Genomic DNA, 12,526 nt, shown 5'->3' on the forward strand with positions numbered 1-12,526 from the left:
AGAGACGGTGCGATGCCATCTGCTGCTCATTATTTTCTTATCAAGGCGCAGCACAGGAGTCATTCGGCATGCTTATATATTAGCTGCAATAATATTATGCTCAGGACCATAGGGGAAATGAGTTATGTTCTCTGCTGCCATTTCGGTTACGACCAGGATATCGTGTTCGCGGTAACCACCGTGCCCCGGCATGCTCTCCGGCAGCATGATCATCGGCTCCATCGAGACAACCATTCCTGGTGCCAAAACGGTCTCAATATCCTCGCGCAATTCTAAACCGGCTTCACGACCATAATAGTGACTCAGTACGCCGAACGAATGACCATAACCAAAGGTCCGGTACTGCAGAAGACCATGCTCGCGATAAATTTCATTAAGCGAGGCGGCAATGTCGCAACAACGTGTGCCTGGACGGATTAACTCCTGCCCACGGCGGTGCACTTCGCAGTTGATCTCCCAGCAACGTAGTTGCTCATCGCTGGGCTGACCGAAGAACAGTGTTCGTTCCAGCGCGGTATAGTAGCCGGCAATCATTGGAAAACAGTTCAGCGATAAAATATCGCCTGCCTTGAGACGACGGGATGTCACCGGATGGTGTGCTCCATCAGTATTCAAGCCAGACTGAAACCACGTCCAGGTATCACGCAATTCAACATGCGGCAGGCGTTTCGCGATTTCCCGGGTCATCGCTGACGTGGCCGCCAGTGCGATTTCATACTCGGGAACATTTTCGGCAATCGCCTCGATACATGCCGCCCCCCCGAGGTCGGCGACCTGGGCACCAAATTTAATAAGCGCGATCTCTTCGGCAGACTTAATCATGCGCATACGCATCGTCGCCGGGGCAATATCAACAAACTCTGTCTGGGTTAAGTAATGACAAAATTTAGCACGCTGTTCGATCGTCACATGGTCGCCTTCAAGGGCAATCCGCCGGCTATCATCAGGAACCACTTTGCGCACTGCCCGGTAATAGTTATCACGCTGCCAGTCCGTGTAAACGATATTTGCACCGTAGCTACGACGCCATCCCTGGCCGCCATCGATATTGGTGGTAATTAAAAATGACTGGCTCGGCGTCACCACCAGGGCATACTGGCGTCCAAAGCTACAATATAAAAAATCGCCGTAATAATTAATATTATGAACCGAGGTTAAAATAACTGCATCAATACTATCTGCCTCCATGATGGCGCGTAATCCTGACAGTCGGCGCTGCATTTCATGGGTGCTGAACGTTCCTTTTACTTTTTGTCCATTAGCTAATTCAATAATATCTGGCATGCTCATGATAAACTCCGTTGTTGATAATGGCGTGTTGTCATCATCTGGAAAACGATATCTTGCGACAAACGGAGATTATTAATTTGTCGTCATTAGCTGGCCTTATGCAGTGTATATTCACTGAGGATTTGCTTGCGTTCTGCAATATGACGCGCGGTTTCCTCCGTCAGCCAGTTGACCAACGCCTGAACGCGTGGCCGTTTCTCATTATTACGCGGACAGGTTAACCACACCTGTCCGTCTTCGACGATATCTGTAAAAGGGCGTATCAGTGCGCCATTGCGAACCTCCGTTGCACACAAAGAGTGACGACTTAAGGCGATCCCTTGTCCGGCGCAGGCGGCCTGGAGCACGAGGTCGGCACGGGAAAAGCCGGTTCCAGCCTCAACATCCAGGTCATAGAGCCCGAGGCGGGCAAAATAAGATCGCCAGTGGGTGCTATAGGCATTTTGCGGCATGGAATCATGTAGTAAGCGTAAACCGCAGAGATCGCTGTAATTTTTCAGAGGTCGGTTTTTCATCAAATCCGGGCTGATCACAGGATAGATCACATCATTGAACAGGTGTCGTTGAATTAAATTTTTATCGTCAACCCAAAAAGGAGTAATGGCGATATCGACTGCGTCAGATTTAAAATTGGCGGGTGTCATATCGGCATCAATTTCCAGACTGACAGGGTACTGCTCATAAAACTGATGTAATCGGGGAAGCAGCCATTTGGTTGCAAAGGACGGCATAACCCGAATCTTTATGGTGCCCTCAAGAGTTTCTTCACCGGTTTGGTGCAGCGTGGTTTCAAGGATGGAAAATGCCTGACGCACCCCGATAAACAGCTGTTCACCCTGCGGGGTTAAGCGTAACCCTGCGGGAGTCCGGTGAAAGACAAGATAGCCAAGATGTTGTTCAAGTAATTGAATTTTCTGGCTTACCGCACTCTGAGTAAGAAAAAGTTCCTGCGCGGCACGGGTAAAACTAAGATTACGCGCCGCGGCATCAAAGTAGCGCAAACCGTCCAGGGACGGCAAACCTGGTTTAGGTTGCATCATCGGTTTCTCTGTTGCTAAATAACCTGCAATAAGCACTATTCATGCCAAAGGCACCATTAGCCGTGCTAATAGTTATCAGTTAGAAACCACCGTTTGTCGCCGCTAAGAGAATGAATAAATATTATCAGCGTCATTCAAATTCGCGGAGAAATCTCATGAAAAATAAACTGTGGCTGTTACTGTCAATGTCTGTCATACAACTTTCACCATTAATGATACCCACTGCCCAGGCTGATTTGCTGGATGATATTAAGCAAAAAAAAGAAATAGTGATTGCCACAGAAGCGCGCTATGCCCCTTTTGAAATGCTTGAAGATGGCAAAATAGTCGGTCTGGGAAAAGATATTCTCACGGAAGTCATGAAGGGATTACCCGGGGTGAAAGTGGTTCAGCTGGATATTCCATTTCAGGGGATTTTACCCGGACTGGAAAGCAAACGATTCGACTTTGTGGCAACCTCTTTAACCATCACCCGCGATCGTGAAGCTAAATTCGCCTTTACCGCTCCCTTTTCTGACGCCAGCGTAGCCATTCTGAAACGCAAAGGGGATAGCCGTATTAACAGCGCCAAAGATCTCCAGGGCATGATTGTCGCCAGTCAGGCCGGGGCGCCGCAGATTGCTGTGCTAAAAGAGTATGAAGCATCGGTACTTAAACCCACCACCGGTCACGGCGTTAAAGAAATAAAAGCCTTTATTGATTATAACGAAGCTTACGCGGCATTGGCGGCACATCGTGTTGACGCGGTTGTGCAATCGCTGCCGAACCTCGCGCCGTTGGTGAAGACACGTGGTGATACGTTTGAAATTGTACGCCCGCCGTTTGGCCCGGCCACCTGGTATGCATGGGCCGGAAGAAAAGATGCGGATAGCGCCTCACTGGTCAAATTTGTCAGCGACGGCATTGTGCAGTTGAATAAATCGGGAAAACTGGCGCAGCTACAAACCAAATGGCTGGGTTTTTCTATGGCCGTTCCAGAGCAAGTTCCAACCCCGGCAAACTAATTTGATGGATACTGGAGGGCAATATGTTTGATATTTCGGTGGTGTTTCCCTATTTCCCTCAGCTATTAATCGGCGTGCTCAGTACTCTGGCTGTATCACTGAGCGCAATTGTCACAGGATTGATCCTCGGTTGGTTAATTTGTCTGGGGTTAAATTCTCAGCAGCGTCTCGTGCGCTGTTTTTGCAAAATCTATGTCAGTTTTTACCGTGGCACGCCGTTACTGGTCCAGTTGATATTAATATTTTATGCTTTGCCGGCCGTGGGGATCACGCTTTCGCCATTGCTGGCGGCGGTTGTTGCCCTCTCATTAAATACCGCGGCCTTTCAGGGGGAGATTCTTCGGGCCGGTTTTAACATGTTACCCAAAGGCCAGCTGGAGGCAGCACGAGATTTTGGCTTTTCAGCGGCGCAAACCCTGTTTTATATTCAGATGCCGCAGGTGTTGCGTACCATGATGCCGGCATTGATTAATGAAACCATTGATATTATCAAAAATTCGGCACTGGTCTCGGTGGTGGCGGTCCATGAGTTGATGAGAGTGACGCAAACGTTGGCCTCAACCACCTATCGGCCGCTGGAGTTTTATACGGCATGTGGGCTCCTTTATTTCCTGACCTCATGGGGGCTGAGTATCGCTGGCGTCAGGTTAGAGAAAAACCGCTCATCTTCGGCTAAAAGGGTATTAGCAAAATGAATGTTGAGATACTTTTTACCTATAAAGATGCCATCGCCGCCGGTATTTTAATGACCCTAAAAATGAGCCTCGGCGGTATCCTGCTGGGGCTGGCGATCGGTCTGTGTTTTTTTCTCCTCGAAAGACAAAAACCAGCGCTACTTAATGTGATATACCATACATGGATTAATGTTTTTCGCGGCACGCCGTTACTGGTACAGCTATTTTTAGTCTTTTATGGTGGGCCCTATATTGGTATTAACCTCGAGGCCCAACAGGTCGGAGTACTGTGCCTGGGCTGTTATGGTTCCGCTTATTTTTCGGAAATATTCCGTGCAGGTCGCAATGCTGTCTCTGGCGGACAAAGCGAAGCGGCGGCAGACCTTGGTTTAAGTCCGTGGCAAATATTTACTTTCATTGTCTGGCCGCAAATGTTCGCGAGAATTATCCAGCCACTGATTGGTCAGAGCGTTATTCTGGTAAAAGAGTCGTCGGTGCTGTCGATTATTACGGTTGGTGAACTCACCAATACCGCCATGGCCATTGCCAACCAGACCTATGCGATGGTTGAAATCTACTCCTTAATGGCCATTGTCTATTGGGGAATCGCGATTGGTATCTCCCGTTTGGGTAATAAAATAGAGCGTCATTATTCTTATTCTCAATTAAGCCGAGGTTAATAGTATGCGTGATTATGCTATTGAGATTAACAGCCTCAATAAATATTATGGCGAAAACCATGTTTTACGTGGCATCAATGTCAGCATTACTCCCGGAGAAGTCATTTGCGTGATTGGCGGCTCAGGGTCGGGTAAATCCACGCTGTTACGCTGCATTAACTTTTTGGAGGATTACAGCTCCGGCAGCATTGTGGTGAATGGCGAGTGCGTCGGCTATGAACCACTCAGCGGCGAAAAACGCCGGCGTTTAAGCGACAAGGAAAACCGTAAGGCGTTACGCGACGTCTGTATGGTCTTTCAGCAGTTTAATCTGTGGCCGCATATGACGGTACTCGATAACGTAGCCACGCCGTTGCGACGGGTTAAAAAGGTCTCCCGTGAAGCAGCCTACGCCGAAGCGAAAAAGCAGCTGGCGCGGGTTGGTCTGGCAGACAAAGCCGATAGCTGGCCCGCGATGCTATCCGGTGGTCAGCAGCAGCGCGTTGCCATCGCCCGGGCATTGACCATGAAACCCGCCATTATGTTGTTCGATGAACCGACTTCAGCGCTTGATCCGGAGCTGGTCGGGGAGGTGCTAAAGGTCATCCGAAATCTTGCCGATGATGGTATGACCATGATGATTGTGACCCATGAGATGGGGTTTGCCGCAAAAGTCTCCGATCGTGTGCTGTTTCTTGCCGATGGCTGCATTGAAGAGCAGGGACCGCCGGCGCAACTGTTCCATCGGCCGAAAAGCCCGCGGCTGCAGTATTTTTTGTCGTCGTGGAGTGAGCGTCAGTCGGGGACGAGATTACCTGAAACGGCATTTCAGGAGTCAGCATGAAGCAGGGGATTATATTTGGCGCCCTGGCTGGCGCATGCTGGGGATTCATCTTCCTGCCACCGGTACTGCTACCCGAGATCTCACCACTGCTGTTAACCTGCGGTCGCTTTGCTACCTATGGAATACTGGCGGCAATATTACTTATACCTCAATGGCGCAACATTGCCCGCGTCTGGCATCATCGCGATCTGCTGACGCTGATCCGTCTTTCGCTGATGAGCAATGTCCTCTATTTTCTGCTCGTCGCGGTGGCCGTAAAGCAGGTAGGTATTGCCGCGACATCGTTAGTGATAGGTTTAATTCCGGTGATGGTTCCGGTGCTTGGTCGCAGGGACCAGCATGCGCCGCCCTTCAGGCAATTATTGCTGCCGATGGCGGCTATCATTGCCGGAGTGGTGCTGATTAATCTGCATGCGCTACAAACATCCTCGCACCAAGTTACAGAAGGAAAACGGCAGATGCTGGGGATGCTTTGTGCCTTCGCTGCATTACTGTGCTGGAGCCGTTACGCTGTCGAGAACTCCCGCTGTCTGAAAAACCTCCCTTACAACAGCAACCAGTGGTCGCTCCTGATAGGCCTGTGTACGGGATGTATTTCGGTACTGCTGTGGCTCATCGCCAGTATATTCAGGTTTTCTGCAGTTGACTTGTCGTTACCGGAACACACTCAAACGCTCTTTTGGATAACGAACATGATGTTAGCCGTGGTCTCCTCATGGCTGGGATATCTGGCGTGGAATCTCTGTTCCCGGCGTCTTCCGGTATCACTGACAGGGCAGATGGTGGTTTTTGAAACCCTTTTCGCGCTGCTATATGGTTTTATCTATTCACAGCGCATTCCGGATCTGCAGGAAACTGCCGCCATTTTACTGTTGCTGGGCGGGGTTCTGGTCACGGTACATTACCATCAGCTCAGCCGTCGTGGCTACGCAGGTAATAGTCCGGAAGTCAAGGGTAGCTGATGATGGCTTAATCAGATTCGCGTACATGTACAGAATGTATACTGCACAAATTCACTTAACAAATCATTCAGCGCTCTCCGTACAGACAGCGAAGTCCGGTCAGGGCCCCGTCCAAAGAACCCTCTTCACATTTCGTGGTGAATTCCCGGACCAGTGTCTCAAACGCCTCAGCCGTCAAGAAAATTCACAGCCAGCCCCGGTATCCAGTTGCTGCACATGCAGTGAAAGACCACACGGTCGTGGCCTTTACAGAAACTACCTCTGATTTACCGGGATGGTTGCAGCGTAGGCCCGCAGGGGAGCATCAACATTACTGACGAGCGCTTCCGCCACTTCCGTCAGTGTCTGGGTAGCCCCGAGCCGGGCGTCCTCCACAGTGTAGCAGTGCATGGAGCAGGTTCCTTCCCGGAAGCAGAACCCCAGGCCGAGTACATTGTTGAGAAAAACAACGGGGGCGCCATAGCCCGGATCAGGCACCAGAATGTGACCATTACAGAACGGCAACTCAAACTGATCGAACTCGCCTGCCGGCAGCGCCTGCGTATTCTCTGTGCGAAGGGTCAGCAGCACCTGACTGTGTCCTTTCTGGCCGCTTTCATCCTGAAACACTGCGACCCGGCTGTAAACGCCCACCGCATGCGCCTCGCTGAGACCATTCGCCGGCGCCTTGCCCATGACTCCGCGCAGCTGGTTGATCTGCTGATAATAATCCTGCCGACGATACCAGGCTCCCCAGAAACGCGCGATACTGGCCCAGAAGGCTTCAATCGTCTGTTCATCACGACCGGCGACATCGCAGAACAGGGCAAAATACAGCGCAGTCCCGCCGTAGAACTGCTGTCCCCGTGGCAGAACCTGGCTGGTTCGCATGCGGAGGTACTGTGCATTACGCAGCAAAATCCGGGTCAGATCATCTTCTGTACGGATGGAAAGCAGGTCGCGGTAGGCCGCTTCAAACTGAGGGGGCTACATCAAGGTGATTACACTGCCCTTCAATTTCTACCAGCTGATCGGCAAGCAATTGCTGAGTGTTTGCGCTGAAAGTGCCGGTCAGTTCAATTCCCGGATGGTAAGTTTTCTCGCTTCTTCCAGCGGAAGCGCTCTGGAGTAATACCAGCCCTGAGCATAACTCTGTGGCCAGAACGTCTTCAGATAGTTCACCTGCTCCTGAGTCTCTACACCCTCAAACACAATCTTATCTGCAATGGAGCGGAACATCTCATGCAGTCCGGGAAGAAGATCATATCGTAAAGATTCAGTACCAATAGCACTAGTTAGCGATTTGTCTATTTTTATTTCATCTACATCAAGCGCAGCTACCAGATTAAGATTAGAATATCCTGTCCCAAAGTCATCGATGGCAAACCTGACACCATGATTTTTATATTTATCAATGTGAATTTTCATACCTTCAAAATCCCCTCCTTGACGCTCCGTAATTTCAAGAAGGATTGTTTTATATGGGATATTATATTCAGAAATTAATCCTAGTAGTTTATCCCTGAATTTTTCTGAGTCAAGATCGCTTGGATTAATGTTTACGCTCAAAAATATTTCATTCTGAATAGCAGTATGGATAAATTCTCGGATAGCATGGTCAATGACGAATAAAGTCACATCCTCCTGCAATCCTTCCCTTTCAGAAAGCGGTATAAATACATCAGGACTAATATTCCCGAGTCTTTCATCTTTCCATCTGAGCAAGGCCTCAAATCCGCAGATCTGTCCGTCTTCAATTCTGTAAATAGGTTGATAGACCAGCGACAGGGCTTCATTTTTCAAAGCCTTTACAAACCTTGCAGATAGTGAACTATTGAGTTCTGCTCTGTTCATAATGATAATATAAATCATTATACCGGAAAGTAGTGACACTGTTACTAATAACATTTGTATGCTCCAGTGCTCTGAAAATATCCCCGTAAAATACCCACCTCCTGCAACACAGAGATCATAATGTAGGCTACATGCCCTAAACACTCTAAACCTTAGTGGAACGCTATCATGCCGATCAAGAAGAGGAGCATCAGGTCCTATATTGAAGTAATGCCTGTCATGCTTACTATTTCCGACAACAGCGCTAAAGTTTTTTGAATACATATCAGTTTCGAATCGTCTGAAGACAAATGGTGATAGGGTCACCATAATACCTTCAGAAATATATCCATTGACGGATATATCATCCATAAGCTTAATACCAAAAAGCCACACTCCTTCCCGCGAAGGCCATTTTTTATCAAAATGTTCCAGACTTAAGGTGGGACGTAAACTCCCCCACAGAGCACTACAGGCTAATTCTCCTTTTATGATGTAGCCAACATCTTTAATCAACGGATAGGGCCATACTACAACCCGAAGATGTAGGATATTTTCATTAGTACATGGACTGTCTCCTATATTCACATGTGACTTTGCAGCAGTCTTGACAGATTCAGTCTGAACTAGGAGCGATTCAGAGCGAACAAGCACATCGGAAGTATAGTCTTTAATTTTATCCCGAAAAATCAGGTAAGCTACGCTCTCAGATAATACAAAAAAAATATACCAGCTGAAAGAATCGATAAAGAGAGGACTGATAGATTATGTATCCACTTTCCAGGGCTAATCAAACGTTCCAGCTTACGACTAACCATGCAGATCTCCCCTCAAATTGTAAAGATATAAAGCTATATTTTCGCCAACTTCACTGACCGATTAGCTGGCACTGAACATACTATTCCAGTATACCTATTCTTGCCTTACTCATCACGGGTATGAATCAAATAATGTGACATGGTTCGGATAGATACTGGTTATGATTTACAGAGATAATTCATGCGTTATTAATAGCCTTGTGAAGGCTCCAGATTTATTGCGCAACTTTTAAGCAATGCATGTAATGCGGTTTTCTACTCGCTATTATAGAACGAATATTGATTTTTTGCTGGGCGATCGCCCCCTAAGGTGTGCATCAAAACAAAGGTACTCTTTTTTTTAAAAAAACAGAGTATAATGTTGTGTAGTGCCGGCATTACAAAACGAAAGATTATGTTATAATCGGGTTATTATTGATAATGTTTCGCATTACAATGTGTAACCAGATATCTGCATTTGGGTGGAGATAGCTTAAGATGGATAAAAAATATGATTTTTCGCTCAGCTATGAAGCCTTGACACGAGTATGTGAAAATGCAATATGTGAACATATTCGCAGAGCAGGTTCTCTGGAAGGGTTAGGTTTCGCACTTGAATATACCAAGGCCTATGCCATCCTGGAAGTATGGTCTCTGCTGGCAGCTACTGGCGATACATTTCCAGCTCTCATTGAGAAAGACAGAATATATCTGTTGCAGCTAATTTCCGGGAAAAATAATATAGAGCTACATTAGATCATATATTATTTGGCAGATCTTCTCAGTTTTTACTTAACGCACGTCAGAATCAGTGAAGTGAGGAAAAGAAAATTTGTTGTGCAATAATAATGATCACAACATAACAGTCCAGGAAAACATCCGCAGCCCCTGAGACGACAATAACGCTTTGTGCTGACAACCTTTGTTATTACAAGATTAAAAAGTCACTCGGTTTAGCCAGTTTCAAATGTCACCTGAAGTGACATGGACATGGGCGGAAGTTATGTTCTGAAGGGAGAGGTGATAAAAGGTAAAATATCTGGCCTGCGGTAGTAGACCAGATATTTTAGTTTGAGTGGGAGTCGTTACTCTACACAGTAATCAATTCTGCAATTTTTGTTGCGACAACTGCCAGCGTATCTTCTCCCGTGTCCAGACCGCTTCGGGATGCGAGCAAGGGACTGACATTGCGGAGAGCTTCATACGTTGTGTTATGAACGATCGGTACGAGTTGGTTCCCGGCCAGTAAAGCTGAAAGCTCTTTATCAGCAACGCCTTCTTTGGGCAGTCGGTTTAATAGCGCTGGAGTCACTAATACCAGACCGATTCGAGAATTTGCTAATCCTTTATCGATGGCACGCATCATAGGAACGCCAAGAGCAAGATCCTTTTCGCTAAACCATACTTTGACGCCTGCAGCCTCGAGCAAATCGTGTAGCTCTTTGGCTACGCCTTGTCGATCATCCCAAGCGTGGCAAAGGAATACATCACGCAAATCCGGCTTCTCTGCGACAAGCTTCTCTACCGTTTGGCGAATCGGTGTGAGAGATTGTACTTGGGCGGTTGTGTAGGAAACGGAAGATCCCGATTTTGACCAGCGAGGCTTTGTACCGCTGCTGGAACCACCGCTACTGCTTCCACGACTTCCGCCAGCGCTGCCTGACGAGGAGTAGGACGGATAACTATCATAACTGTAGCTGCTGCGGCGATAACCACTGCGATTGCGACAGGCTGGACAGGCAGCAGCGGCGGCTGCTGAGCTATGTCCACGTACAGGAGCCGTACATCTGGCCATGTTCTGTTTTCCCCTTAATATTCTGGAATATATCTGCTGTGATAGTAAAACCAGATAAGTAATGGGGATTATTGGTTGCAAACTCAACTGCCATGTTTTCAAAAGCTTGTACTTCATCACACTGCCACAGCTGAACTATCCAAAAAAAAGAGCAGGGGGCTAGCGTTTCAGGCTGGCCCTGAATTCATCCGGGTTTACCAGGACCGGATTAATTGCCCTGAGTTGCTCCTGAACTCTGGCCTGAGCCCGTCGTTTTGGCATCTTTTTGCTCCTGTCACGCTTGCCATCGCGTTCGAGTTCATCCATTTTGCTTTGCGCCAGCTTCAGTACAGCCCCAAGACGTTTGTTATCAACAATTTGCCCCTGGTCGAGACATTCCAGTTTGTCGAACACCTGATATTTGAGTGAACGGTAACCGTATTTGAATGCCAGCGTGCCGTCAGGATAGTCGTAGACAGTTATTTTCTCGCCAGCGATGCGAGTATTTTCTTCAGTAGGTTCAACCAGATATATCATTTTGTCATAGCGGAATGTCAGCGTTTTAGACAGCTTACGCAGTTCCTGCCAAGCAAAGATATCATCCAGCTCTTCGTTGCTTTCAGACACCGGGCGGTGCAGATCTTTGGGGTATTTTGCTGGTCTTGCGAAGCGACGATTGAAGTCAGCGATGAAGGTATCCAGCCAGGCGTTGGCGGCTTCAATACTGCAGATTCCCTCGAGACGCATCTCTTTGATAAGCCGATCCTGAAGTGTCTGATTTGCTCGCTCCACACGGCCTTTAGCCTGTGGACTGTTGGCACAAATCAACTCGATCCCAAGTTCAGAAAGTACACGGCCAAACTGGGTGACTCCGGTCGTAGTGGATCCTCCATTATTGACCCTGAAAATGCCGTGCTTATCGCTGTAGAACGCAAGGGGCTTGCCGTGTTGCTCGAGATACTCGCGAGTGGCCATCATGTAATCAAAAGCTGATTCAGTCTCACCAAAACGGAGGTGCATCAGGCGGCCAGTCGCGTCATCAATAAAGACGAGCAGGCAGCATTTCGGTGCACGGCCTTCAAACCAGTCGTGCGGGGAACCATCAATCTGAACAAGTTCTCCGAGGCAGTCACGCCGATATCTGGGTTGATGAACGCGGGGCCTGCGACGTGAATAAGGAACCCAGAGTCCATCCGCTGTCATCCATTTTCTGAGCGTTTCAACAGATACTGTGATGTTGTGGCGTTCGCGTAATTTTTCTGCGGCCAGTGTTGGTCCAAAGTCGCTGTAATGATCGTGAAGTAACGAAAGAACTCGCAGCTTCAGTGACTCAGGAAGCCTGTGATTACCAGGGCGTCCACGCCGAAGGTTTACCAATCCTGCGGCACCAGACTCACGAAAGCGGTTCATTAACCGCTGTGTCTGACGTTCGGTCAAAGCAAGCTGATGAGCAGCATCACGACGGCGCATACGTTTTTCAACAACTGATTGAATGACGTTGATCCGACTGATTTCTTTATCTGACATGGTCACAAGCATCCTGATGTCTCCATGGCCTGAGGATTGGATCCTTTATGCCAGAAAAAGTGACATCACTAAATGGGTTAAAAGTGACATTAGAATATGGGAGCTACAACCTTTGTCAAGGCTCAATTGAAATGTCCGTTATC

At 48.0% G+C, this 12,526-nt stretch carries 12 protein-coding genes and 2 pseudogenes; 6 read left to right on the plus strand and 8 right to left on the minus strand.

Annotation, left to right across the window (positions count from 1 at the left end; translation table 11 throughout):
• Positions 1-72 precede the first annotated feature (72 nt).
• Together HMPREF3096_RS04615 and HMPREF3096_RS04620 are read right to left on the minus strand one after the other, a co-directional pair.
• Positions 73-1,290, minus strand: coding sequence for an aminopeptidase P family protein (locus tag HMPREF3096_RS04615; protein ID WP_004206589.1), 1,218 nt, complete (start codon positions 1,288-1,290; stop codon positions 73-75).
• Positions 1,291-1,376: 86 nt separating this feature from the next.
• Positions 1,377-2,330 carry a LysR substrate-binding domain-containing protein gene (locus tag HMPREF3096_RS04620; protein ID WP_020806218.1) on the minus strand — a complete coding sequence of 318 codons (954 nt, stop codon included), beginning with the start codon at positions 2,328-2,330 and terminating at the stop codon, positions 1,377-1,379.
• 155 nt (positions 2,331-2,485) lie between these two features.
• On the opposite strand from HMPREF3096_RS04620, the gene HMPREF3096_RS04625 reads away from it, so the two are divergent.
• Genes HMPREF3096_RS04625 through HMPREF3096_RS04645 form a run of 5 tightly spaced genes read left to right on the plus strand, consistent with a single transcriptional unit; the run spans position 2,486 to position 6,473 of the window.
• Positions 2,486-3,334, plus strand: coding sequence for a transporter substrate-binding domain-containing protein (locus tag HMPREF3096_RS04625; protein WP_004206591.1), 849 nt, complete (start codon positions 2,486-2,488; stop codon positions 3,332-3,334).
• A 23-nt stretch (positions 3,335-3,357) separates the two neighbouring features.
• Entirely contained in the window at positions 3,358-4,029 is a 672-nt protein-coding gene (locus HMPREF3096_RS04630; protein WP_020325003.1) for an amino acid ABC transporter permease, read from the plus strand.
• On the plus strand, positions 4,026-4,688 hold the full coding sequence (locus HMPREF3096_RS04635) for an amino acid ABC transporter permease (RefSeq protein WP_004206593.1): 663 nt from the start codon (positions 4,026-4,028) through the stop codon (positions 4,686-4,688). Before HMPREF3096_RS04630 ends, HMPREF3096_RS04635 begins: the two co-directional genes overlap by 4 nt.
• Positions 4,689-4,692: 4 nt before the next feature.
• Complete coding sequence (locus tag HMPREF3096_RS04640; protein ID WP_004206594.1) at positions 4,693-5,511, plus strand: amino acid ABC transporter ATP-binding protein; 819 nt, start codon at positions 4,693-4,695, stop codon at positions 5,509-5,511.
• Positions 5,508-6,473, plus strand: a complete 966-nt coding sequence (locus HMPREF3096_RS04645; protein ID WP_004118146.1) for a DMT family transporter — start codon at positions 5,508-5,510, stop codon at positions 6,471-6,473. The genes HMPREF3096_RS04640 and HMPREF3096_RS04645 overlap by 4 nt, the downstream gene beginning before the upstream one ends.
• Before the next feature lie 67 nt (positions 6,474-6,540).
• Here the strand turns inward: HMPREF3096_RS04645 and HMPREF3096_RS30315 are convergent.
• The 4 genes and pseudogenes from HMPREF3096_RS30315 to HMPREF3096_RS31320 form a co-directional block, all read right to left on the minus strand.
• Positions 6,541-6,657 (minus strand): annotated as a pseudogene (locus tag HMPREF3096_RS30315) (transcriptional regulator); the annotation flags it as partial.
• A gap of 71 nt (positions 6,658-6,728) precedes the next feature.
• A complete protein-coding gene (locus tag HMPREF3096_RS04650) occupies positions 6,729-7,343 on the minus strand; it encodes a hypothetical protein (RefSeq protein ID WP_023316428.1) in 615 nt (204 codons plus the stop codon).
• Positions 7,344-7,523: 180 nt separating this feature from the next.
• Positions 7,524-8,360 carry an EAL domain-containing protein gene (locus HMPREF3096_RS31315; RefSeq protein ID WP_032409249.1) on the minus strand — a complete coding sequence of 279 codons (837 nt, stop codon included), beginning with the start codon at positions 8,358-8,360 and terminating at the stop codon, positions 7,524-7,526.
• Positions 8,361-8,426: 66 nt separating this feature from the next.
• Positions 8,427-8,939, minus strand: a pseudogene (locus HMPREF3096_RS31320) (CSS-motif domain-containing protein); the annotation flags it as partial.
• A 641-nt stretch (positions 8,940-9,580) separates the two neighbouring features.
• Here HMPREF3096_RS31320 and HMPREF3096_RS04660 point away from each other — a divergent pair.
• Positions 9,581-9,838, plus strand: coding sequence for a hypothetical protein (locus HMPREF3096_RS04660; RefSeq protein ID WP_023292103.1), 258 nt, complete (start codon positions 9,581-9,583; stop codon positions 9,836-9,838).
• Positions 9,839-10,172: 334 nt separating this feature from the next.
• Here the strand turns inward: HMPREF3096_RS04660 and HMPREF3096_RS04665 are convergent, their stop codons facing one another.
• Both HMPREF3096_RS04665 and HMPREF3096_RS04670 read right to left on the minus strand, forming a co-directional pair.
• Positions 10,173-10,877 (minus strand): toll/interleukin-1 receptor domain-containing protein, encoded by a 705-nt coding sequence (locus tag HMPREF3096_RS04665; RefSeq protein WP_031591821.1) that lies wholly within the window; start codon positions 10,875-10,877, stop codon positions 10,173-10,175.
• 159 nt (positions 10,878-11,036) lie between these two features.
• Positions 11,037-12,383 carry an ISNCY family transposase gene (locus HMPREF3096_RS04670; protein WP_077251107.1) on the minus strand — a complete coding sequence of 449 codons (1,347 nt, stop codon included), beginning with the start codon at positions 12,381-12,383 and terminating at the stop codon, positions 11,037-11,039.
• Positions 12,384-12,526 lie beyond the last annotated feature (143 nt).

Source organism: Klebsiella sp. HMSC25G12 (assembly GCF_001807705.1).
Classification (GTDB): Bacteria; Pseudomonadota; Gammaproteobacteria; order Enterobacterales; family Enterobacteriaceae; genus Klebsiella; species Klebsiella variicola.

Excerpts from the sequence above, each read along its gene's own strand:
- HMPREF3096_RS04615 (WP_004206589.1), bottom strand. The coding sequence starts at position 1,290 with ATGAGCATGCCAGATATTATTGAATTAGCTAATGGACAAAAAGTAAAA.
- HMPREF3096_RS04620 (WP_020806218.1), bottom strand. The coding sequence starts at position 2,330 with ATGATGCAACCTAAACCAGGTTTGCCGTCCCTGGACGGTTTGCGCTAC.
- HMPREF3096_RS04625 (WP_004206591.1), top strand. The coding sequence starts at position 2,486 with ATGAAAAATAAACTGTGGCTGTTACTGTCAATGTCTGTCATACAACTT.
- HMPREF3096_RS04630 (WP_020325003.1), top strand. The coding sequence starts at position 3,358 with ATGTTTGATATTTCGGTGGTGTTTCCCTATTTCCCTCAGCTATTAATC.
- HMPREF3096_RS04635 (WP_004206593.1), top strand. The coding sequence starts at position 4,026 with ATGAATGTTGAGATACTTTTTACCTATAAAGATGCCATCGCCGCCGGT.
- HMPREF3096_RS04640 (WP_004206594.1), top strand. The coding sequence starts at position 4,693 with ATGCGTGATTATGCTATTGAGATTAACAGCCTCAATAAATATTATGGC.
- HMPREF3096_RS04645 (WP_004118146.1), top strand. The coding sequence starts at position 5,508 with ATGAAGCAGGGGATTATATTTGGCGCCCTGGCTGGCGCATGCTGGGGA.
- HMPREF3096_RS04650 (WP_023316428.1), bottom strand. The coding sequence starts at position 7,343 with ATGCGAACCAGCCAGGTTCTGCCACGGGGACAGCAGTTCTACGGCGGG.
- HMPREF3096_RS31315 (WP_032409249.1), bottom strand. The coding sequence starts at position 8,360 with ATGTTATTAGTAACAGTGTCACTACTTTCCGGTATAATGATTTATATT.
- HMPREF3096_RS04660 (WP_023292103.1), top strand. The coding sequence starts at position 9,581 with ATGGATAAAAAATATGATTTTTCGCTCAGCTATGAAGCCTTGACACGA.
- HMPREF3096_RS04665 (WP_031591821.1), bottom strand. The coding sequence starts at position 10,877 with ATGGCCAGATGTACGGCTCCTGTACGTGGACATAGCTCAGCAGCCGCC.
- HMPREF3096_RS04670 (WP_077251107.1), bottom strand. The coding sequence starts at position 12,383 with ATGTCAGATAAAGAAATCAGTCGGATCAACGTCATTCAATCAGTTGTT.